This window comes from Piscinibacter sp. PDB1-1 (assembly GCF_056675995.1).
Map to the genome: position 1 here is coordinate 294,466 of NZ_JBWVZJ010000002.1, position 20,883 is coordinate 315,348.

17 protein-coding genes are annotated in these 20,883 nt (G+C 63.3%); 2 read left to right on the forward strand and 15 right to left on the reverse strand.

Going from position 1 to position 20,883, the window contains the following annotated elements:
- Window positions 1–8: 8 nt before the first annotated feature.
- The 13 genes from AC1KAR_RS13050 to AC1KAR_RS13110 form a co-directional block, all read right to left on the reverse strand.
- A complete protein-coding gene (locus AC1KAR_RS13050; protein ID WP_480318309.1) occupies window positions 9–1,403 on the reverse strand; it encodes an oligosaccharide flippase family protein in 1,395 nt (464 codons plus the stop codon).
- A complete protein-coding gene (locus AC1KAR_RS13055) occupies window positions 1,400–2,965 on the reverse strand; it encodes an O-antigen ligase family protein (RefSeq protein ID WP_480318311.1) in 1,566 nt (521 codons plus the stop codon). The genes AC1KAR_RS13050 and AC1KAR_RS13055 overlap by 4 nt, the downstream gene beginning before the upstream one ends.
- Before the next feature lie 32 nt (window positions 2,966–2,997).
- On the reverse strand, window positions 2,998–3,879 hold the full coding sequence (gene xrtB / locus AC1KAR_RS13060) for an exosortase B (RefSeq protein ID WP_480318313.1): 882 nt from the start codon (window positions 3,877–3,879) through the stop codon (window positions 2,998–3,000).
- A gap of 246 nt (window positions 3,880–4,125) precedes the next feature.
- Window positions 4,126–5,082 (reverse strand): DUF1996 domain-containing protein, encoded by a 957-nt coding sequence (locus tag AC1KAR_RS13065; protein ID WP_480318315.1) that lies wholly within the window; start codon window positions 5,080–5,082, stop codon window positions 4,126–4,128.
- Window positions 5,067–5,303 (reverse strand): hypothetical protein, encoded by a 237-nt coding sequence (locus AC1KAR_RS13070; protein WP_480318317.1) that lies wholly within the window; start codon window positions 5,301–5,303, stop codon window positions 5,067–5,069. Before AC1KAR_RS13070 ends, AC1KAR_RS13065 begins: the two co-directional genes overlap by 16 nt.
- A gap of 1,052 nt (window positions 5,304–6,355) precedes the next feature.
- Window positions 6,356–7,267 carry a chain length determinant protein tyrosine kinase EpsG gene (gene epsG, locus AC1KAR_RS13075; protein ID WP_480319425.1) on the reverse strand — a complete coding sequence of 304 codons (912 nt, stop codon included), beginning with the start codon at window positions 7,265–7,267 and terminating at the stop codon, window positions 6,356–6,358.
- Window positions 7,268–7,269: 2 nt separating this feature from the next.
- A complete protein-coding gene (gene epsF, locus AC1KAR_RS13080; RefSeq protein ID WP_480318319.1) occupies window positions 7,270–8,697 on the reverse strand; it encodes a chain length determinant protein EpsF in 1,428 nt (475 codons plus the stop codon).
- Window positions 8,698–8,713: 16 nt separating this feature from the next.
- Complete coding sequence (gene epsE / locus AC1KAR_RS13085) at window positions 8,714–9,511, reverse strand: polysaccharide export protein EpsE (RefSeq protein ID WP_480318321.1); 798 nt, start codon at window positions 9,509–9,511, stop codon at window positions 8,714–8,716.
- Between the two features lie 37 nt (window positions 9,512–9,548).
- Window positions 9,549–10,481 (reverse strand): EpsD family peptidyl-prolyl cis-trans isomerase, encoded by a 933-nt coding sequence (locus AC1KAR_RS13090; RefSeq protein ID WP_480318323.1) that lies wholly within the window; start codon window positions 10,479–10,481, stop codon window positions 9,549–9,551.
- A 223-nt stretch (window positions 10,482–10,704) separates the two neighbouring features.
- Window positions 10,705–11,436 (reverse strand): bifunctional demethylmenaquinone methyltransferase/2-methoxy-6-polyprenyl-1,4-benzoquinol methylase UbiE, encoded by a 732-nt coding sequence (gene ubiE, locus AC1KAR_RS13095; protein WP_480318325.1) that lies wholly within the window; start codon window positions 11,434–11,436, stop codon window positions 10,705–10,707.
- A gap of 14 nt (window positions 11,437–11,450) precedes the next feature.
- Window positions 11,451–11,867, reverse strand: coding sequence for a gamma-butyrobetaine hydroxylase family protein (locus AC1KAR_RS13100; protein ID WP_480318327.1), 417 nt, complete (start codon window positions 11,865–11,867; stop codon window positions 11,451–11,453).
- A gap of 41 nt (window positions 11,868–11,908) precedes the next feature.
- Window positions 11,909–13,132, reverse strand: a complete 1,224-nt coding sequence (locus AC1KAR_RS13105; protein WP_480318329.1) for a heparan-alpha-glucosaminide N-acetyltransferase domain-containing protein — start codon at window positions 13,130–13,132, stop codon at window positions 11,909–11,911.
- Complete coding sequence (locus tag AC1KAR_RS13110; RefSeq protein ID WP_480318331.1) at window positions 13,129–14,007, reverse strand: 2OG-Fe(II) oxygenase; 879 nt, start codon at window positions 14,005–14,007, stop codon at window positions 13,129–13,131. The genes AC1KAR_RS13105 and AC1KAR_RS13110 overlap by 4 nt, the downstream gene beginning before the upstream one ends.
- 143 nt (window positions 14,008–14,150) lie before the next feature.
- Between AC1KAR_RS13110 and AC1KAR_RS13115 the strand changes: the two genes are divergently transcribed.
- Window positions 14,151–15,353, forward strand: coding sequence for a serine hydrolase domain-containing protein (locus tag AC1KAR_RS13115; RefSeq protein ID WP_480318333.1), 1,203 nt, complete (start codon window positions 14,151–14,153; stop codon window positions 15,351–15,353).
- 4 nt (window positions 15,354–15,357) lie between these two features.
- On the opposite strand, the gene AC1KAR_RS13120 is transcribed toward AC1KAR_RS13115, so the two are convergent.
- Entirely contained in the window at window positions 15,358–15,816 is a 459-nt protein-coding gene (locus AC1KAR_RS13120) for an HIT family protein (RefSeq protein WP_480318335.1), read from the reverse strand.
- 64 nt (window positions 15,817–15,880) lie between these two features.
- On the opposite strand from AC1KAR_RS13120, the gene AC1KAR_RS13125 reads away from it, so the two are divergent.
- On the forward strand, window positions 15,881–16,876 hold the full coding sequence (locus tag AC1KAR_RS13125; protein ID WP_480318337.1) for a Bug family tripartite tricarboxylate transporter substrate binding protein: 996 nt from the start codon (window positions 15,881–15,883) through the stop codon (window positions 16,874–16,876).
- Between the two features lie 32 nt (window positions 16,877–16,908).
- On the opposite strand, the gene AC1KAR_RS13130 is transcribed toward AC1KAR_RS13125, so the two are convergent.
- Window positions 16,909–20,799 (reverse strand): DUF3683 domain-containing protein, encoded by a 3,891-nt coding sequence (locus AC1KAR_RS13130; protein ID WP_480318339.1) that lies wholly within the window; start codon window positions 20,797–20,799, stop codon window positions 16,909–16,911.
- Window positions 20,800–20,883 lie beyond the last annotated feature (84 nt).

Sequence of the window (20,883 nt, forward strand, 5' to 3'; positions counted from 1 at the left end):
TCGGTCGGTCAGCGGTGCATCCATGAGACCACCTGCAGCACTGCCCAACCCACGGCATACCCAGCCGGCCAGGCGACCAGGGACTTCAGCTCCAGCCACCAGTGGTTGATGCCGAGCTTGGCGTTGAAGTAAAGGAACATCGGCACCGTCAGCACTTCGCGCAACGCAATCGCGTACAGCGCTCCGGTCAGGCCGAAGGCATGGAAGCCGATCGGAACCAGCACATAGATGCTCACGAATCTCACGATGTTGAGCCAGACCTGGAACTGCGGCCGGTTCACCGCTAGGTAGAGCGACTGCGCCAGCGTATAGCGCGATATCACCAGGCCCAGTGCCAGCACTTCGAGCATGTAGCCGGCGTCGCGGTATCGCGAGTCGTACAGCACGTCGATCACCAGGTGGCCGGCGCAGAACAGCACGCCCGACAGACCGAGCATCAGCGGATCGAAGCGAGCGCGGATCTTGGCGTAGGCGGCCGCGAGCCGCTCGGGCTTGTTTCGTGCAACTTCGCTGAACCCAGGCATCACCACGCGGCTGAAGACCTGGCCGACAAGCAGGTCCACCGCGCTCGCCAGGTTGGCGGCGATGCTGTAGAAACCCAGCGTCTGCGCCGAGACGTATCCCCCCAGCAGAATGCGGTCTCCGTTGCTGGCGAGCACCGTGAACGCCGACGACCAGACAAGCCACTTGCCGAAGCCCATGATGTCGGCGACGTGCTCCTTCTCCCAGGCCAGGCGATTGTTCTTGCCCGGCAACCAGTAGTGGCTCATGAGCGAGTACACAGCCGACGAAATCAGCCCGCTGATCAGAATCGCCCAGATGGAACGGAAGGCCCAGGCCAGCAGGATCATCACCACCAACCCGACCACCTGGGTCAGCAGCTCGATCTTCAGCAGCCGCTTCATCTGGAAGTGGCGGTTTTCGGTGAACACCTTGGTCGAGTGCAAGGCCGAGATCGCGATGCTCATCGAGCTGATCGCCACCACCCACGGCAGGCGCGGATCGCCATAGGTCGAACCCGCGGGGAACCAACCCGCCCAGCCCGCCGCATACAACGCCCCCGAGATCACGAGGCAGCCTGCCCACAGCACCAAGCCGCGGATGATCTGCACCGACCACACGGTGTCGAGGAAATCCTGATCGTCGCCCTTCGGGTTGCGGCAGACGTTCTCCCGGAAACCGACGTCCGAGATCATCGACAGGATCATCGGGACAAGGCCCGCCACTGCGACGAGGCCGAACATCTCGGGCGCGAGCAGTCGCGTGACGATGAGATTGCCACCGAGCCGGATGAGGTGGGCCGCGCCCGCACCGGCCACGACCCATGCGGCTGCTCCGGACAGTTTGCGGCTCAGAGAGGGCGGTTTGGGGCTGGCGACGGTGACGGTGCTGCTTTCGCTCATTGCGCTCTGGCGTGCCCAGCGGTTCGAGGGTTAGGGGTACCGAGCGGACGCACGGAGACGGGCCTTGCCAAGGGCCTCTTGGCCAATTCCTTCGTCAACTGGCCATAGCGCAGTGACAGCCCCATCATCATCCAGATGATGACGGGCATGGAGAGGAAGCAGCTCGCCGTCGCAAGAATGATCATGATCCCAACCGTGGTTCCGAGCAGCGCTCTCCCGATGGCCTCGAGTTCAGGCGAAACATCCCTTGAGCGCCGGATGCCGCTCCAGGCGTTAAGCATCGCAAGCACATAGATCAAAACATAGACTCCGAGGCCGATGTATCCCGTACCCAAGGTCACCCCCAGGTAGGAATTCACGATATCGATGATCCCCTGGCCTTGCCGCATCTGCTCCATCAGGGGGTCGCTCATGAAGTTGGGCGAACCGAACAGCGGATGCATCGCAATGACCTGCATCGACACCTCGAACAGTCGGGTCCGATACGTGACGTTGTCGCTGTCGACGTTCCCGACGAAGGGCAGGTAGGCGATAACCTGATCTGCAAAGGGCGAAAGCGCAACCACAACCACCGCGACCAGCGCCAGCAACAGAACTTTGGACAAGCGTGTACCGCCACCCTTGCCCAACACGGAGCCGACCAATACTGCCGCCGCCGCCCCGACGTACGAACCCCGCGCCATCGATGCGCACAGTCCTGCGATCAGCACGGCGTAGGCCAACGTCCATGCGCGCGAGGTGAACGCGGCCCGGACCGCAGGGAACAGCCCCACACCTACTGCGAGCACGAAGCCGAGCACCAGGCTGTTGCCTGCGCTGGCATACGGACGCACGTTCCCGTTGCGAATGATGTAAGGCATGATGTCCCAGCCCAGGCCCAACCCATCGTTCACGCTTGTGTAGAGCAGCCAACTCTTGGCCAACTCGAACACCGTGATTGGCGCCAGCAACACGATCGAGAGCAGGAATGACACCAGCATCTCGCGCAGGTCCGGCAGGTTTCGCGCTGCCCGACTGAGCACGAAGTACGGCAGGAATCCGTCGATGAAGAACTCGACCGCGGTACGCAAAATGGTCGTCACAGTCGGATCGACCCGCAAGAAAAGAACGATCTGCAGTAACAGGTAGCCCACCGCGGCCCAGTCGAGTACATGGGCGCCGAAGGGTTCAACCTTCTTGTCCTGCCGCAGCTTGCCGTAGGCATGCCCCAGGATGATGATGGCGGCCAGCCGAAGGTGATTGATCTCGATGATGTAGCTGATCGGACCGATCCCGGGGATGTAGCTGGCCACTGGAGGCGCCACAAAGAAAATGCCCAGGTACAGCGCAACCGGGTTGCGCTCTTTGCGCAGGCCCCAGATCATCAGACTGCCCGAGATGATGATGTACAGCCAGAAGTTGCGCGCCAGAAAACAGGCCAGCAGGATGCCCACCCACACTGTGAGGCGTCGATCCAGATCGGCCTGAGCGATCACCCGCCCGCCCAGCACCCGGCGCGCAATCGCCAGGCACGGCAGCATCATCGCGAGAATGAAGATGAGCGCCTTGACCTGTTCGGGCACGCTGCATTACCTCGATCGATGCGATCGGCCGCTCAGGCCGATCGGTTGCGCTCGAATCGCCGAGCCATAAGCAGATCGAATGCGTAGAGGCACAGCAGCGAGAACAGCATCAGCACCATGCCGGACGCACCGTGCACCACGCCTTGGCCGACATCGTCGCCCATGTAGTAGGTGATGAGCACCAGCATGAGTACGCGCACCAGATTCGCGAAGAACGCTATCGGCAGGATGGCTGCCAGCAAGAGAAGGTTGCGCAACATGGAACCCCCTCGTCGCAGGTACACATAGAGCGTGCCGACGGCCGCCATGCTGACCATTGAATTCATGCCCGAGCAGGCATCCGCCACGAGGAGTTGGTAGTTGCCAATCGTCAACAGCACACCCGTGCGCGAGATCGGGTAGCCGAGGCCATGAAGCGCGTTAGCCACCAGGGTGGAGATCCACTGCTTGAGCGGGCCGGTCAGGGTGTCCAGCACGACGGCAGGGATGGGGACGCTGAAGACGAGGTAAAACAGCGGGAACCACAACAGCCGAAGGGCGTCGGGGCCTTTCACAAGCAGCGCCAGGCCGGTCAGCACCAGTACCGGCGACATGAACTCGAAGCTGCGGCTCTCCATACCCCGCCCGTACACGTAGAAGAGCAACCCCAGCGCTAGGACTGCCCCTCCAAGCCACGAGTTGGTGAGCGGTGCCGGCAACTGCATCACCGCATCGCGTTGACGCCACAAGAGCCAGACGACCACCATCAACACCAGCGCGCCGTGCGCGTTGTCATCACTCTGCCAGGTCGATTGCGCGGCATCCCAATAGGTAGGGACGAACAACATCAGCAGCGCGCCAAACAGAATCCACCAAGCAGCTGGGGACGCGGGCCCAGGGCGTGCGGAGTCGAAACTCACGGAATCGGCTTGCATGTGGAAGGCAGATGCGGTTCGGTGCCACGGAGGGCAGCAGGAGATATGCCAGGGCACGCCGCGCGCAGCGCGCACCTGCCGACAGGGTCACTGTCAGTGTAGCCGTCTGGCCTCTGAACACAGCCACTTGGATGAGTGGCTCCGCCGCCGGAAACCGCGTCCAAAACGAGAAAAACGGCCGCCGGGTAGCCCCGGCGGCCGTCATCTCGCTATCGCAATGCCTGTTCGGATCAGGCGCCCACTTCGTCAGGGGACGACCATCATGCGGCCATCGCCCAGCAGGTGGCTGTGGCAGTCCTTCTGCTCACGGTCGCACTTCTGCGTCCACACCTTCACGATCTCGGGCTTCCACGCCATCATGTAGTCGCCATGGCCCGAGTAGCCACCCGGCTTGCTGGTGTCGTAGTTGTCCGACGACAAGCGCCAGTATTGAAGGTCGTTGACGTTCTTGATCTGATACAGAACCTGGTAAGCGATCTGCGGCAGCGCCACCGGGTGGCTCGCGGGGCAGTTGCCGGTGTTGTTGGCCTTCACGTTGACCGGGTTGGTCATGTGGCTCTTGTGATCCGGGCTGTCCAGGTTCACGCCATCCCAGCACTGCGGGAAGTCGATCGCCATGATCAACCAGGAGAATCCACTCACCTTACACGCTGAAGCCGGAGGAATGCCCGCGTACCAGTTGCTGTTGCCGCCTTCCCAAGCGCAGGAGTACATGGCTGCACTGCTGGGAGCGCCCGGGCTGCCCTTGGCATCACCCGCGATCATGCGAAGGCCCACAGGTACTTCGGTGATCGACTTCGGCGGCAGCGCGTAGCCCGTCTTGTAGTAGAAGTTGCTCTCGAGCAGCGGCGCAAGCGGCGCCCCGTTGCGCGTGTCGATCATCGCCGGCACCCAGTAGGAGCTGCGATTGATCGTGCCGCCGCGGCACGTGCTGTTACCGCTGTTGAAGAGCGTCTCGGCGGTCGTGCTCGCGTTGATGCCGGTATTGCCGAAGAAGATGTGCAGGTGGCTCTTGCCCGGTTGGCCCGGGTACACGATCGGGTCATCGAAGGCGAACTTCACCGCCTGGCAGCCGGTGCGGAAGGCGCCGATGTCAGAAGACGCTGGCACTTCGCTCGTGGCCACGAGCATGTCTTTCGACCAACCACCCACGGGGTTCTGGCTCAGCTTGGGGATCAGGCTCGTGTTCACGTACACGGGCATGGGAGGTGCCGGTGTGGGCGCAGGCGCAGGCGCAGGCGCAGGCGCAGGCGCAGGCGCAGGCGCAGGTGCGGGTGCGGGTGCGGGTGCGGGTGCGGGTGCGGGTGCGGGTGCGGGTGCGGGTGCGGGTGCGGGTGCGGGTGCTGGTGCTGGTGCTGGTGCTGGTGCTGGTGCCGGTGCCGGTGCCGGTGCAGGTGCCGGTGCAGGTGCAGCGCTCGAGTCAAGGGTCGAGCCCGCCCAGCACTGCTTGGCATTGCCAGGTCGGGGATCCGAACCAAAGAATGCATTGGTGCACGTGCCCTTACCGGTCACATTCTTGGTCACCCAAGAGGTGTCCCAGCCGTAGCGGACGGTGCGAGCGCTGCTCAGCGTGAAGCTCTGGTTCTCGTTGGCGATCAGAGTCCAGGTCTGCGTTGTAGGTGCAGACGTGACAGTGCTGCTTCGCTCGCAGTACTTGCGATTACCTGGTGCGGGGTCGGCACCGAAGAATGTGTTGGAGCAAACACCCTTGCCGCTGACAATTTTCTGAACCCACTTGTCGCCCCAGCCGTAGCGCACCGCCTGGGTACCCGTCACGGTAAACGCTTCGCCTTCCGCCGAGATACGTACCCACGAGGAACTCTTCGCGGCCAGCGCGGCTTCCATACCCTCAAGAACGCCGGTCGATGCCACGACTTCGGTCGCTTCTTGAGCGGCCGCTTCCACTTCGGTCGTGGCCGCGGCTTCTTCGCCGTCCGACCCACTTCCGCAACCCGTCATAGCGACGCATACAGCGGCAAATAGCGCGTTCAGCGCAAACAACTTTTCCGATCTCACGTCTCAAACTCCCAATTCGGTCCGACTTCACTGCAGCGGCCGAGTGCCGCTGCGCCTTGTGGACGGCGTGTCGGCCCGCGCCAAAGCACATGAACCGTCATCGCTGCCATACGGCGTTGCCAGACAGGATCTGGGCGTTAGGTCACCGCGACATTTACTGATGCCGCGCAGCTTGCCTGGGACCCACTCGGTCGCTGTAACTGGAGGGGCAAGGATGTAACAGGGGCGCCCGGGGCGGAGGGGAGTGATAAGACCCTGTGGAAGCGGCGTCGCACGAATGAATAATCGCGTTCCGCCACCCCCCATTCAAGGGGGATGAGGTGAGTGCTTACCCGAAGGTCTTTCACTCTTTAGCAATTGGATACACGTGGACCACGGGGCGGGGCCGGCGCCTGCGGGCGAGCACCCCATTCCCCTACGCGATCCCCTGCCAGGGCGACAGGGCTTGCGCAGACAGCGCCTACTTTTCGGGCGTCGCTTTGGGCGGCTTGGCCCGAGGCGTGTCGTTCAGCACCGTTCCGATCATCGCCACACCGGCGTTCGAGAGCCCACGCACCAGGTCGGAGAACCCGGTCACCGGTGTCTCATGGCTGCGCGCCACGGCCACGGCCGCGCCAGCCCGCAACGCGACCAGCGCAGCATCTTCACCCTGGTCAAAGCTCGGCGTGTCGATGATGACGATGTCATAGCTGGCGCGGGCGTGATCCAGCAAGTCGTCGAACGCGCGGCGGCTGAGCAGTTCAAGGGGATTCGGTGGGATGGGCCCGGCAGGCAGCACGAACAGGCCAGGCATCTCGGTAATGCGAATGATGCTTTCGTCCCGTGAGCGACCCGCCAGATAAGTCGACAGACCCACCTGGTTGCGCAGCTTGAACAAGTCGTGCTGGCACGGGTGGCGAAGGTCGGCATCGATCAGCAAGGTTCGCTCACCCAGTTGGGTGAACACCACGGCCAAATTGGCAGCGAGGTAGCTGCGACCATCACCGCGTTTCGCTCCAACGACGGTGAGAACGTGCCGACGCTCCGTCTTGTCGATCCAACGCAGCATGATCTGGCTGCGGATGGCTCGCATCTGTTCCACAGCCGGGCTGAACGGCTGGTAAGCCGCCACCACCGAGTCGCTGATCGAAGGGGGCGCTTCTGCGTTCTGGCGCAGGTAGGGGAAGGAGAACTGCCGTGAAAGCGCGTACTGGATATCGGCCTCCGTCAACAATCCCAGACGCAATGCCGCTTCCCCAAAGCGAAGATTCTCTTGCCGCTGTAGCAGAAGGATGCGTTCGGCATCTTCGGGCCTCAGGAGGCCTGCATCCATCAATATCGCACCGAGCGACCGGACGGCCGGTGGCAAGGAGATCGCGGAAGGCGCAGTCATCTTCACGACGCGACACCTTCAACGCCACCGCCCGGCGGCAGCGCGGCCGGCGATCGGTTCAGTGTCAGATCGGGGCCGGCAAGGCGGCGGAATACCGGTTGCCTCGACCCGCCCGGCCGCAGAACGCCGATCACGGGCATGCCGTCCAGCACCATCAAGTCTTCTGGGCCTCGTACCCGTCGATCCAGCAATTCCCAGAGCAGCGCGATCCCAGCACCCAAGAGAAAACCCCCGAAAATCGAGCCGAGCACGCCCATCAATACCTTCTTCTGCGAAGGCTCGGTGGGCTCCACCGCTTTACTGAGCATGCGAAGCATGGACTGGTTGGTCTGGCTTTCCATGCTGAGTTGCCCCATGCGCTGGCTCACGGCGTCGTATGCCTTTTGCGCGGTCTCCACGTCGCGCACGTACACCGAGATCTGGTCACGTTCCTCCCGCATGGACAGAAGAAGTTTCTTCTGGTTCTCGATCATCGAGCGCACCTCGCCGACTTTCTGCGAACTGGTGCGACTCACCGTGCTGGTGGCGCCGGAGACACGACGCACCTCGGCAGCAAGCTGCTGCTTGAGCTCCGCGATCTGAGCATCGAGTTGAACCCGCTGCGGGTGGTTCGCGCCGACGATGCTGCTGATCTCGCTCAACTTGGTCTCGGCTGCATTGAGTTGCGTCTTCAAGCTCTGCACTGCACCGCTTTGTTGCACATCGGGCGAGCTTTCCGTACCGGTATTGCGCTGGCGGCCTGCGGCGTCGACGCTCTCAGCCTGGGCGGTCGCCAACTGAGAAGTCAACGCCAGCAAACGCGCGTTCTCGACGTCCAGGCGTTCATCAGAGACGACGATGCCCTTCTCCTGTTGGAATTTCGACAGTCGAGCCTGTGCCTGCTCAAGGTTGGCGCGCAGGGTTTTGGTCTGATCCTGGAACCAAACAGCCGACTGGCGTGCCGGCTCCACACGCATCTCGACCGAGGTTTCGATCGCGGCCTGGGCAAAGGCGTTGGCCGCCGCCGCAGCAAATGCCGGTTCGCGCGACACGTAAGCGATGTTGATCACGTTGCTCAGGCGCACCGGCTCGGCGGTCAAGCCGCGCTGCAGCCCGTCGGCATAGAACTGCTCGAGAGGTATCCGACCGGAGGTCGCCTCATGCCATTGACGCACGAACGTCGGGTTGGACTCGAGATTGAGTATTCGCACGACCCGGGTCGCCACCTTGTCGCTCTTGAGGATCTCGATCTCGGTCGCCATGCTGGCCGGTGAGGCGAGCGATCCCAGGATCGGGTCGGGTCGCGCATCGATAACGAGCGATGCATTGGCCACGTACTGCTTGGGCTGGCGCAGGAAGATGGTCAGCCCAACGCAAGCCACCAGGACGGTGCAAGCCAGCACGAGCCACTTGCGCACCCACAACACTCTCAACAACTGCACAGGAGACATGGTTGCGCTCGCGAAATCAGAACACGGACTCTCGGACGTAGATGACGTCGTCCGGTTGGACCACCTCCGACATCTTCATCTCGATGACAGCCACTTCACCGCTCGCAGCGCGACGGTGGACACGGATACCTCGTTCAGTGCCGCGGGCGGTCAGGCCACCGCCCTGGGCCAGCGCCTGCATCAAGGTCATGCCACGCTCAAGTCGATAGACACCGGGCTTCTGCACCTCGCCATAGATGTAGAGGTTGGGAGCGCGGTCCACATAGATGATGTCGCCGTTGGCCACAGGAACATCGAGTTCGCGCTTGCCCGCCTGCAAGATAGCCGGGAGATCAATCGAGTACTTCACGGACTGCCCGCCACGCACACCCACCAGGGTGATCACATCAGCCCCCCCTGGCACAACACCGCCTGCCCCAGCAATGATCTCAGACACGCGGACGTTGGGCGAAGTAATGGGGTATCGCCCCGGTTTGTTGATCTGCCCCAGTATGGACACCTGACTGCTGCGCACCTGCACCAGCATGACATTGACCTGCGGCTTGAGCACGAAATTGCCGTCGCGAAGGGCCTTCGCGATACGGTCCTGCGCGGCGCTGGCCGACAAGCCGCCCAGCGCCACATTGCCAAGCAGCGGATAGGTGATCTGCCCCGTCTCGGAAATCTGGGTTTCGAGCGTGAGATCGGGGTTCTGGTAAACGGTGATGCGAACCACGTCGCCGGCGCCAAGCACATGTTCAGCTGTCTGGGCACGCGCGCCCATGCCTGCAATCAGCAGCAACGCAACCAGCAGAAATCGAGAAAAGTTCAGCATGGGCATTGTCTTGGTAAGCATCGATACGAAGTTTCGGTCAGGGCGATGACGCAGCGGCTGCCGCGGACTTCGCGTCCACACGTGCAGCAGGCTGGGCATATTCGCCCGCGTACTGGATTTTGGCGGCAACGCGGAGGCTCTTCAAATCGTCCTCGATCAGTTTGCGCTTGCGATCGTTAAGCAAGAACTGTTCAATCTGAGGGCGAGCGGTCACCTCGTCCACCGGCTGACTGCGTGAGCCGATAAGCGTCATCACCTGGACATACCCCTGCGCCTCGGTCAGCACCGACTGACCTTCTTTCGCCGTGGCCATTCGTTGCAGGCTGGCAAACGGCAACTGCTCGGGCGAAACCATTGCCTGGGTCACATGGTGGCGGTAGCCCTTCTCCTTGAGAACAGCCACGAAGCCGTCGATCGTCGGCTCTGCCGCCAAACTGGCCTTCAGCTCCGCAGCCCGCTCGGGAGTGGCCTCGATGCGAATTTCCTGCATCGTGTAGACGCGACGGTCTTTGAAGAGCAGCGGGTTGTCGTTGTAGTACTTCTGGATCTCGTCGGCAGTCGGGCGGATGGCGGCCAAGCCGACGCGGTCGGCATAGGCGCGCGCGATGATCTCGCGCCGCGCGGCTTCGATCTGCTGCATGACTTGGGCCTCTCGGTCGATCTCCTTGGTTTTGGCCATCTGAATGGCCAATTCCTGGTCGATCAATCGCTCGAGCGCCACGCGCGCTGCTGAAGCGGCCTGATCGGGCGGCATGGCAGGCCGCCCCTGGAGCACATGGTTGATCTGGTGAACGGTGATCTCTTCCTTGTTCACCTTTGCCGCCGCCTGGGTCGAACGGTTCTCGCCGCCACATCCGGCCACCAATAGCGTCACGCAGGTCAGCGCGAGAACAGCCGCCACAGACCGGGAGAGCCCCCCCTGGGGCAAGGTACCGAAGAGGGCACGCGCAAATGGATTCGTCTTGATCATCGCCTTGCAGCCGCTCGGGTCGGCCGTACATGGAGGTCAAGTGCCGTCACGCGCTACCTGCCACTCGACAGGTCATTGCAGATACGGCACCGCGGCGAGAGTCGCCTACTTGATCAATCAAGTGTAGCGATCCACCCTCTGCGCTCCACGCCCTGTCTGGGGGGATGCCTGTGCGCCCGCCCCTGCGAAAACGTGACGAAATTCCCTCGTCAGCGCATCCCGCCTAGCACTTGATGCCGATGTGCAGCGCCACGATGCCCGCGCTGAGATTGTGTACATCCACATGACCGAAACCCGCGGTCTTCATCATCGCCTTGAGGGTTCGCTGATCCGGATGCATGCGGATCGATTCGGCAAGGTAGCGATAACTGTCCGCGTCGCCGGCCACGAGCTTGCCTACGCGGGGCAATACCTGGAACGAATACCAGTCATAGGCCTTCTGCAAAGCCGGCGCGACTTTCGAAAACTCGAGCACCAGGAGCCGCCCACCAGGCCGCAGCACGCGGCACATCTCGGCCAAGGCGGCTTCCTTGTGCGTCATGTTGCGCAAGCCGAAGGCCACACTCACCAAGTCATACGTGTTCGAGGCGAACGGCAAGACCTCGGCATCGCAGATCACGGTCGGCAGACAGGCACCTTCGTTGAGCAGGCGATCGCGCCCCTTGTGAAGCATGGCTTCGTTGATATCGGTGTGCATCACCAAACCACGCGGGCCTACCTTGCGGGCAAAGGCCCGCGCGAGATCGCCCGTGCCTCCGGCGATGTCGAGCACCTTGTCGCCTTCCTTTGCCGCCGCCGCGGCCACCGTGTAGGCCTTCCAGGCCCGATGCATGCCGGCGGACATCAGGTCATTCATGACGTCGTAACGCGACGCCACGGAATCGAACACGCCACGCACCTTGCGTGCCTTGTCGGCCTCGGCCACAGACTCAAAGCCGAAATGGGTATTGCTCATCTGTCGATCTCCAGTCAGTGCGCATGCCCGCAGCCAGACGCCGAGAGCGGCTCGGGCGTGACATCGCGGCTGGCACCTGCTTCACGCAGGCGTTGTTCATAGCTTCGGAAGAGCTCGTCCTGCTTCGATCCCAGGTGGTAAAGGTACTCCCAGGTGAAGATACCGCTGTCGTGTCCATCCGAGAACCGTGGCTGCACCGCATAGTGTCCGACCGGTTCGATCGACACGATCCCGACATCACGCTTGCCGACCTGCAGCACCTCTTGGCCCTGCCCGTGGCCGCGCACCTCGGCCGAAGGGGAACAGACCCGCATCAACTCGAAGGGGATACGAAAGCAGGCGCCGTCGGAAAAGCGGACCTCCAGCAACCGCGAAGCCTGATGCAGCGTCAGCGCCGTCGGATTGGGGCTAGAAGAGTTCGTGTCGGACATGGGCGAAGGCCGATGGATGGGCATCCATCCGAGTGTAGCCATCACGCCCGCATCAAGTTGCCAAGAGGCACCCTTCGCTGTCGCAGCCCCAGGAGGGCCGCAATCGCGAGTTGGGCCAACAGGGTCATCACCGCAAGAGAGGTTGGGCTTGCCACCATTCCGCCCAGTGCCAACGCGGTCACGACCAGATACAGAGAACCCGAGGCCCAGGCGACGCGGTTTGAGGCTTGCGCCGAGATCAATGCAAGCCCGCGCGCAAACGCGCTCGAGAGCAACACTGCCAAGACAAAGACTCCGGCCGCCACGGCCATGAATGTTGCCGGCGACAAGGGCAAAGGCAGCAATCGATCGCACAGGTCGAGCAAGCCGTAGTGAATGGGGATGACGGCAAACGACGCCACCCCACGGAGAGCAACCCAGCTTGCGACTACCGGCAGCGCGTACAAGAGCCACCCAGAGAGCAGGACCACAGCCATCAGCACACCCAGAGACAACACCAGAAACCCCGCGCTCACCATGCCCCAGCGGAAAAACGAACTCTGGAAGACGACCGCAAGCACGCACGCCACGCCCACCGCCCCCAGGGCCACGCCGATGCCGGCCCATTGCAGGCGCCGGAGCGCAGCCGCCGATTGCTCAGACCGAGGCGTGTAGACCCGACCAGCGATAAATCCCAGTAGCGGATAGATCATCCATGGCGACAACGGGTAGGAGACGCCGTCAATGGCCTGAACGCCGGTTACCCAGTGCCACATTCCAAGTTCTGGCAGCCGGTTGCGCAACAGGGGGCCGACAACGTAGCGCAGGGCCAGCAACAGCACGATAAGCCCGGCACCAAGGGGCAGTGGACGCCGCGCGTGCGCGAGCATCGACACAAACAGCGATGAGAGGGCGATGAATCCAAAGAAGTCGAGACCCCACGCCTGCCCATGGCGCCAGAAGAACCATTGGTCGGCCAACACCAGCAACGCCGCCTTCCAGGCCACGGCGCGCAAATCAGGCGCTTCTGCGCGACTGGCGAGTGCCACACCGAAACCTGTGGCGAAAAAGAACACCACTGGTGCAAAGCCACCGAGGAAAACCGCTGCCCCACTCCATGAATGCGACGTGTCGGCCGGCGTGAGCAAGCGGAAGCCCGCATGGTTGAGGATCATCAGCAGTGCCGCCATACCCCGCAGCACGTCGAGTTCGGGAACTGCCAGACGCACCCGCACGCCCTGGTGCGACTCTCCCTTCGCCGCTGATGCCCCAAGGCGAGCGCTCACGCGCTCGATCCGCCGAGTCGCTTGACCCGCCTCAGCACCGCTCTCGAATACCGCAGTACCGCAGGCGGCACCCATTGCTCCAGATGCTGCTCGCGCCGCAGAAGCGCAGCCTCGCGCTGAATCGCGGCGCCGTCTTGCGGCCGAGCGGCGTACATCGTGGACACGTTAGGCACCTCTTCGTACACCGCCTTGGAGGCGGTGTAGTAGTAGAGCGCCGCCGAGCGACGCAGCACCCCTTCTGGCGTGGTCAATGGATCCGGGTGCCCATGGTAGGAGTCGGCATCGGTGTTGAAGATCACGCAACGGTTCCACACCGGGCTTACCTGCTTGACCCGCTCCTTCATGTCACGGCTCCAGAGTTCCAACGACCCGTTGTATTCGGGCTGCCAGTTCTCGTTGAGGTAGATGATGACGTTCATCCGCCGATTGACGTGCAGCTTGTTGTTGATGCGGAAGTCGGCATGAATGCCGAGCTTGCCACCGGTTCCGATCTCGTGGAAGCCGCCGCCAACAAAGTACGGGTCCGGCAGCAGGCCCTCGATCGCGGAAAGGCCTTCGAGGAACTCGAGGAACGGCTGCGAGTTGAAGAAGTCAAACGCGCGCCGGCAGAAGTCATCGCAGTCAGCTGGCAGGATCTGGCGCTTGTGGTGACCCGCATACCCGGACTCGAACACCACGTCGGAGTCCATTCGCTCTGCGGGGAAATGCGTGGACAGGCCGCTGACGAGGTCGTCGGGCAGAAAGTTGTCGAGCACGATATGCGGGAAGGGCTCAGCAAAACAGTAGTCACCCGACAAGGCCGCACCGATCTCGCGCGCACGCTTGGGATCGAGCTTGAAGCCATTCGACACATCAATGGGCAAAACGGGAGCCACAGGCAATCCTCTCGCTGAACGGAGCAATGAATTTATATCGAAGGCGGTGACGCAGACAGCACTCACTTGAGGGAATCGATTACTGCATCGCCGCTCGAACGCCCGCCTATGCGCAATCATCACCCCTCAGGGAGGAAAGTTTTATGTCGAACCCGACGCCGGGTCATGACCGCGCCCATCCATTCAGCACCATTCATGCCGCCATGCAGCGTTATGTGGACAACAACGTGCTGGCCGGCGTGTCCTGCGCGGTAATAAGGGGAGGTGAGTTGCTCGATGTGCACCACGCAGGCCACGCCGACAAGGAAGCCGGCGTGCCGATGTCGCACGACACGCTCTTTCGCGCCTTTTCAAACACCAAGCTGCTGACCACCATGGCCACGCTGCAGCTTTACGAGCAGCGCCATTTCCAGCTCGACGACGCGATCGAGCACTTCATTCCAGAATTGAGCAAGCGCCAGGTTTTGCGTGTTGACTCCACCTCGCTGAATGACACCGAGCCGGCGGCAAGCCCCATCACGATTCGCCAGTTGATGACGCACAGCTCCGGGCTGAGCTATGGCTTGCTCGACCCCGGCACCCTGATGTTCGAGGCCTACACCGAACGCCAGATCCTGTCACCCGAGCACAGCCTGGCCGAGATGATGAGCAGGCTGAACAGACTGCCCCTCGCCCACCACCCAGGCACAGGCTGGGAGTACTCGGTGGCCAGCGACGTGTTGGCCCGTCTGGTCGAAGTGGTGAGCGGCCTGCGTTTCGACCACTACCTGCGCACCCACCTCCTCGACCCGCTCGGCATGGTCGACACCCGCTTCGTCGTGCCGCAGCAAGACCTGCCTCGGCTGGCCGCGATGTACGCCGGCGTCTCGCCCGCCCAGCCGATGGCGCAAGGCCTGATACGTGACAACGAGTGGCCCTATCCGGGCGCCTTCACCGTGCCAGTGCCTGCCCTCTCGGGCGGCGCCGGGCTGGTCACCAGCCTGCGCGACATGGTGGCGCTCATGCGCAGCTTCTTGCCCGGTGGCACGCCGGTACTCAAGCCCGACACCGTGGCGCTGATGATGCGCAACCACCTGGCCCCGGGCATGTCGATCCGCTTCGCCTCCGTGGGGCCGGTGCCGGGCAAGGGCTTCGGGCTGGGCGGCGCTGTCACGCTGTCGCCCAGCACTTACGACCCGCCCAATTCGCGCGACGAGTTCGAATGGGGCGGCATCGGCGGCACGCATTGGTGGATCAACCCGCGGCTGAACATTGCCGGTTTGGCGATGACCCAGCGCCGGCTCGGCTTCTGGCATCCCTTCTCGTTCGAGTTCAAGCGACTGGCCTATGCGGCGCTCGGGCACTGAGCGCCTAGACAGCGTCCAATGACGCGGCCACGGCTGCATCAAGCTCTGAAAGGCTGATGGTGAGCCGGGTGTCGGCCACAGGATGCACGTCGCGCTGACGCACTCCCCACACCGGCTGCGGAAAGTGGCTGTCCCAGTCGAAGCGCGCGATCACGTGCCAATGCAGGTGCGGCACCATGTTGCCGAAGGCAGCCAGGTTCATCTTGGTCGGGCGCAGACGTTCTATGAGCACGCGCTCCACGGCCACCACGACCTGCATGCAACGCTCTCTCTGCGGCGCCGAAAGATCGGAGAACTCGGCCACGTGCTCGCGGTGCACGATGCGGTAGAACGCAGGGAAGTCAGCGTCGATCGCGCGGATCACGCGCCACTCGTCTCGCGCCCACACGAGCTCACCCCCCACTTGCCGGCAAAGTTCGCAGCCCGACGAGGGCTGGGTGGCGAACAAGGCAGGGGTTGTCATGCTGCGGATTATCGGGGTGGCTCGATAAGATGGCCTCTTCCCGGCACACATCTCACTCACTGCCATGACCACGCTCACCCGCTCGCGCCGACTGCTCGGCCTCGTCGCCATTGGAGCCGCCCTCGCTGCACCTGCACTCCTATCCACGTCAGCCCACGCGCAAGCCTGGCCCAGCAAACCAGTGAGATGGGTTGTCGCATATCCGGCCGGCGGAGGCTCCGACTTCCTCGCCCGGCAGCTCGCACCACAACTGGGCAAGCAACTGGGCCAGACCCTCGTGATCGACAACCGGCCGGGTGCGGCCGGCATCATTGGCACGGACAACGCAGCCAAGTCGCCGCCCGACGGCTACACCATCATGACCGGCGACAACGGCGCGATGGTCTTTCATGGCGCGATGTACAAGAAGCTGCCCTACGACCCGAAGGACTTCGTGCCCGTGGGCTTCATGGCGCGCTTCCCGCTGATCCTGGCCGTCAACCCGAATTCCGGCTTCAGCAGCGCCAAGCAGCTGCTGGACGAGGTGAAGAAGAACCCCGGCAAGTACAGCTATGCGTCTCCCGGCATCGGCAGCCCGCATCACCTGGCGATGGAACTGCTGAAGGACCGCACCAAGAGCTTCATCGTGCATGTGCCCTACCGTGGCACGGCCTTCGCGGTACAAGATGTGATTGCCGGCCAGGTGCCGATGATGGTGCTGGATACCGCTGCCGGCCTTCCGCAGATCCGCGGGGGGCGGATCAAGGCGCTGGCGGTGATGTCGAAGAAGCGTATTCCTTCGCTGCCCGATGTGCCCACGCTCGATGAGCTGGGCATCAAGGACTTCGAAGTCACAGCCTGGCAGGGCCTCTTCGTACCCAGGGGCACGCCGGCCGATATCACCGCGCGTCTGACGGCCGAGATGAACAAGGCGATCACCACGCCTGAGGTCAAGACGAAGCTGGAAGACTTCGGGCTCGACGTCACGCCTTCGGACGGCCCCGCACTCGCAAGCTTCCTGCAGAAGGAGACGGCCTTCTGGCACGCGCTGATCAAAGAGAGAAATCTCTCCGCCGAATAGCAGAGAGAACAGCAAGCGCGGCGACTGGGGGGCTAAACCAGCACCCGCTCGATGCCCCCGGCGTTGGCGCGCTCCACATACTCGGGCATCCAATCGGGCCCGAGGATCTTGTTGGCCATCTCGACGACGATGTAGTCGGCTTCGAGCAGGCCGTTCTGCAAGTCATTGCCGTAGCGGCTCAGGCCCTGCAGGCAGCTCGGGCACGAGGTGAGGATCTTCACGTCGGCCCGGGCATCCACGGCGCCAGTGGCTCGCAACTTGGCCTCGTCGCGGCGCAGTTCTTCTTCCTTGCGGAAGCGCACCTGGGTGGCGATGTCGGGTCGGGTCACGCCCAGCGTGCCGCTCTCGCCGCAGCAGCGCTCGCTCTTGAGCACGTTGTCGCCCAGAAGGGCTTTCACCGTCTTCATCGGCTCCTGCAGCTTCATCGGCGTGTGGCACGGGTCGTGGTACAGGTACCCGCCCCCATTGCCGAGCGTGATGCCCTTCTCGAGCAGGTACTCGTGAATGTCGATGATGCGGCAGCCCGGGAAGATCTTGTCGAACTGGTAGCTCTGCAGCTGGTCGTAGCACGTGCCGCAGCTCACCACCACCGTCTTGATGTCGAGGTAGTTCAGCGTGTTGGCCACGCGGTGGAAGAGCACCCGGTTGTCGGTGATGATCTTCTCGGCCTTGTCGAACTGGCCGCTGCCCTTTTGCGGGTAGCCGCAGCACAGATATCCCGGCGGGAGTACCGTCTGCACACCGGCGTGCCAGAGCATTGCCTGCGTGGCGAGACCCACCTGCGAGAAGAGACGCTCCGAGCCGCAACCCGGGAAGTAGAAGACGGCCTCGGTCTCGGCGGTGGTCTGCTTCGGGTCGCGAATGATCGGGACGTAGTTCTTGTCCTCGATGTCGAGCAGCGCACGCGCCGTCTTCTTGGGCAGGCCACCTGGGAGCTTCTTGTTGATGAAGTGGATCACCTGCTCCTTGATCGGCGCCGTGCCCACGCTCGACTTCGGCGCGGCGGTCTGCTTCTTCGCCAGGCCGCGCAGCAGGTTGTTCGCCGCGCGCTGCGCCCTGAAGCCCACGTCGACCATGCCCACACGCAGCATCTTGATCGTTTCGGGGTTGGTGGCGTTGAGCATCAGCATCGCCATCTTGTTGCCGGGGCGGAAGCTCTTCTTGCCCATCTTGCGCAACAGGTTGCGCATGTTCATCGACACGTCGCCGAAGTCGATGTCGACCGGGCAAGGCGTGAGGCACTTGTGGCACACGGTGCAGTGATCGGCCACGTCTTCGAACTCGGCCCAGTGCTTGATGCTCACACCGCGGCGCGTCTGCTCTTCGTACAGGAAAGCCTCGACCAGCAGCGAGGTGGCGAGGATCTTGTTGCGCGGGCTGTAGAGCAGGTTGGCACGCGGCACGTGCGTCGCGCACACCGGCTTGCACTTGCCGCAGCGCAGGCAGTCTTTCATGGACGCGGCAATGTCGCCGATGTCGCTCTGCTGCATGATCAGCGACTCGTGCCCCATCAGGCCGAAGCTCGGTGTGTAGGCGTTGGTCAGGTCGGCCTTCAGGGCCGAATCGCGAAGCAGCTTGCCCTTGTTGAAGCGGCCTTCGGGGTCGACACGCTTCTTGTACTCGGTAAAGGCCGAGATCTCATCGTCGGTGAGGAACTCGAGCTTGGTGATACCGATGCCGTGCTCGCCCGAGATCACGCCATCGAGGCTGCGCGCCAGCTTCATGATGCGGGCCACGGCCTCGTGCGCCGTCTGCAGCATCTCGTAGTTGTCGCTGTTGACGGGGATGTTGGTGTGCACGTTGCCGTCGCCGGCATGCATGTGCAGCGCCACCCACACGCGGCCGCGCAACACCTCCTTGTGGATGCGCTGGCACTCGTCGACGATGGGAGACAGCGCCGAACCGTTGAAGATGTCTTGCAGCCGCGCGCGGATCTGCGTCTTCCACGAAGCGCGCAGGCTGTGGTCTTGCAGATCGGCAAAGTAGCTGCGGCCGGTCTGCGGGTTGATGGCGTCGAGCGAGTTGAGCCAGCCCTGCCACAGCGCGCGCACTTCTCGCAGCAGCGTGAGTGCCTGCTGGACGCGGTCTTCGAGCAGCTCGGCACTGGGCACGTCGCCGGCATCGTCGGTCTTGCCGAGCGGCAGGTTGCCGCGCTCGAAGAAGGCTTCCAGTGCCTCGACCAAGGCCAGCTTGTTGCGCAGGCTCAGTTCGATGTTGATGCGCTCGATGCCGTTGGTGTACTCGCCCATGCGCGGCAGCGGGATCACCACGTCTTCGTTCACCTTGAAGGCGTTGGTGTGCTTGCTGATGGCCGCGGTGCGCTTGCGGTCGAGCCAGAACTTCTTGCGCGCGTCGGCGCTGACCGCGACAAAGCCTTCACCGGCGCGGCCGTTGGCCAGGCGCACCACCTCACTCGTGGCGCGCGCGACGGCATCGGGGTCGTCGCCCGCGATGTCGCCGATCAGCACCATCTTGGGCAGGCCGCCGCGCTTGCTCTTGGTGGCGTAGCCAACGGCCTTCAGATAGCGGTCATCCAGATGCTCCAGCCCGGCGAGAATCGCGCCCCCGGGGTTCTTGGCCTCGGCAAACATGAAGTCCTTGATCTCGACGATCGAGGGCACCGCATCGTGCGCGTTGCCAAAGAACTCCAGGCACACGGTGCGGGTGTGCGCCGGCATCTTGTGCACCACCCAGCGCGCGCTGGTGATGAGGCCGTCGCAGCCTTCCTTCTGGATGCCCGGCAGGCCGGCGAGGAACTTGTCGGTGACGTCCTTGCCGAGGCCCTCTTTGCGGAACACGCGGCCTGGGATTTCGAGCTTTTCGGTGCGCTCCAGCGTCTTGCCCGAGGCATCGAAGTACTTCAGCTCGAAGGTGGCGACTTCGACGTCATGGATCTTGCCCATGTTGTGGTCGAGTCGGGTCACCTCGAGCCACTTGGCTTCGGGCGTGACCATGCGCCACGAGGCCAGGTTGTCGAGCGCCGTGCCCCACAACACGGCCTTCTTGCCGCCGGCGTTCATCGCGATGTTGCCGCCGATGCACGAGGCCTCGGCCGAGGTGGGGTCGACCGCGAAGACGAAGCCCGCCCGCTCGGCGGCATCGGCGACGCGCTGGGTGACAACGCCAGCGCCGGTCCAGATGGTGCCCACTTCGCGATCGAGGCCGGGCAGCGTGAGCATCTCGACCTCGGTCATCGCCTCGAGCTTCTCGGTGTTGATGACGGCGCTGTTCCAGGTCAGCGGCACGGCGCCGCCGGTGTAGCCGGTACCGCCCCCACGCGGGATGATGGTCAGTCCGAGTTCGATGCAGTCCTTCACCAGCGCGGCCATTTCGACCTCGGTATCAGGCGTGAGCACGACGAAGGGGTACTCGACGCGCCAGTCGGTCGCATCGGTCACATGCGAAACACGCGAGAGGCCGTCGAACTTGATGTTGTCCTTGGCCGTGTGGCGGCCCAGCACCTTGGTGGCGCGGCGGCGCAAGCTCGCCACCTGCTCGAACATGTCAGCGAACGACTTGACCGCAGCGTGCGCGAGCTTGAGCAGTTCACCTACCGAAGCATCGCGGCTGGCATCGCCGTCGGGCGTGCGGCGGGCCTGCACTTCGGTCAGGCGGTGGTTCAGGGCCTCGATCAGCAGCTTGCGGCGGCGCGGGTTGTCGAGCAGATCGTCTTGCAGGTACGGGTTTCGCTGCACCACCCAGATATCGCCCAGCACCTCGTAGAGCATGCGGGCCGAACGACCGGTCTGGCGTTCTTCGCGCAGGCGATCGAGGAGCTCCCACGCACGGGAACCCAGCAAGCGGATCACGATCTCGCGGTCGGAGAACGAGGTGTAGTTGTACGGAATCTCGCGCAGGCGGGGCGCGGTGTGGGCGGTCTCGACCGCGGCAGTCACGTGATTGAGCGAAACGGGTGCGTTCATGGGGTCCAGGCGGCACGCGCGCCTGCTTAGCACTTGGTCTCGAATGTTACCGCAGCACCCTGGGCGAGCCCCTCGTACGGCCTT

Excerpts from the sequence above, each read along its gene's own strand:
- AC1KAR_RS13050 (WP_480318309.1), bottom strand. The coding sequence starts at position 1,403 with ATGAGCGAAAGCAGCACCGTCACCGTCGCCAGCCCCAAACCGCCCTCT.
- ubiE (WP_480318325.1), bottom strand. The coding sequence starts at position 11,436 with ATGAGCAATACCCATTTCGGCTTTGAGTCTGTGGCCGAGGCCGACAAG.
- AC1KAR_RS13130 (WP_480318339.1), bottom strand. The coding sequence starts at position 20,799 with ATGAACGCACCCGTTTCGCTCAATCACGTGACTGCCGCGGTCGAGACC.
- xrtB (WP_480318313.1), bottom strand. The coding sequence starts at position 3,879 with ATGCAAGCCGATTCCGTGAGTTTCGACTCCGCACGCCCTGGGCCCGCG.
- AC1KAR_RS13120 (WP_480318335.1), bottom strand. The coding sequence starts at position 15,816 with ATGACAACCCCTGCCTTGTTCGCCACCCAGCCCTCGTCGGGCTGCGAA.
- AC1KAR_RS13100 (WP_480318327.1), bottom strand. The coding sequence starts at position 11,867 with ATGTCCGACACGAACTCTTCTAGCCCCAATCCGACGGCGCTGACGCTG.
- AC1KAR_RS13065 (WP_480318315.1), bottom strand. The coding sequence starts at position 5,082 with ATGCCCGTGTACGTGAACACGAGCCTGATCCCCAAGCTGAGCCAGAAC.
- epsE (WP_480318321.1), bottom strand. The coding sequence starts at position 9,511 with ATGCTGAACTTTTCTCGATTTCTGCTGGTTGCGTTGCTGCTGATTGCA.
- epsF (WP_480318319.1), bottom strand. The coding sequence starts at position 8,697 with ATGTCTCCTGTGCAGTTGTTGAGAGTGTTGTGGGTGCGCAAGTGGCTC.
- AC1KAR_RS13125 (WP_480318337.1), top strand. The coding sequence starts at position 15,881 with ATGACCACGCTCACCCGCTCGCGCCGACTGCTCGGCCTCGTCGCCATT.
- epsG (WP_480319425.1), bottom strand. The coding sequence starts at position 7,267 with ATGACTGCGCCTTCCGCGATCTCCTTGCCACCGGCCGTCCGGTCGCTC.
- AC1KAR_RS13115 (WP_480318333.1), top strand. The coding sequence starts at position 14,151 with ATGTCGAACCCGACGCCGGGTCATGACCGCGCCCATCCATTCAGCACC.
- AC1KAR_RS13090 (WP_480318323.1), bottom strand. The coding sequence starts at position 10,481 with ATGATCAAGACGAATCCATTTGCGCGTGCCCTCTTCGGTACCTTGCCC.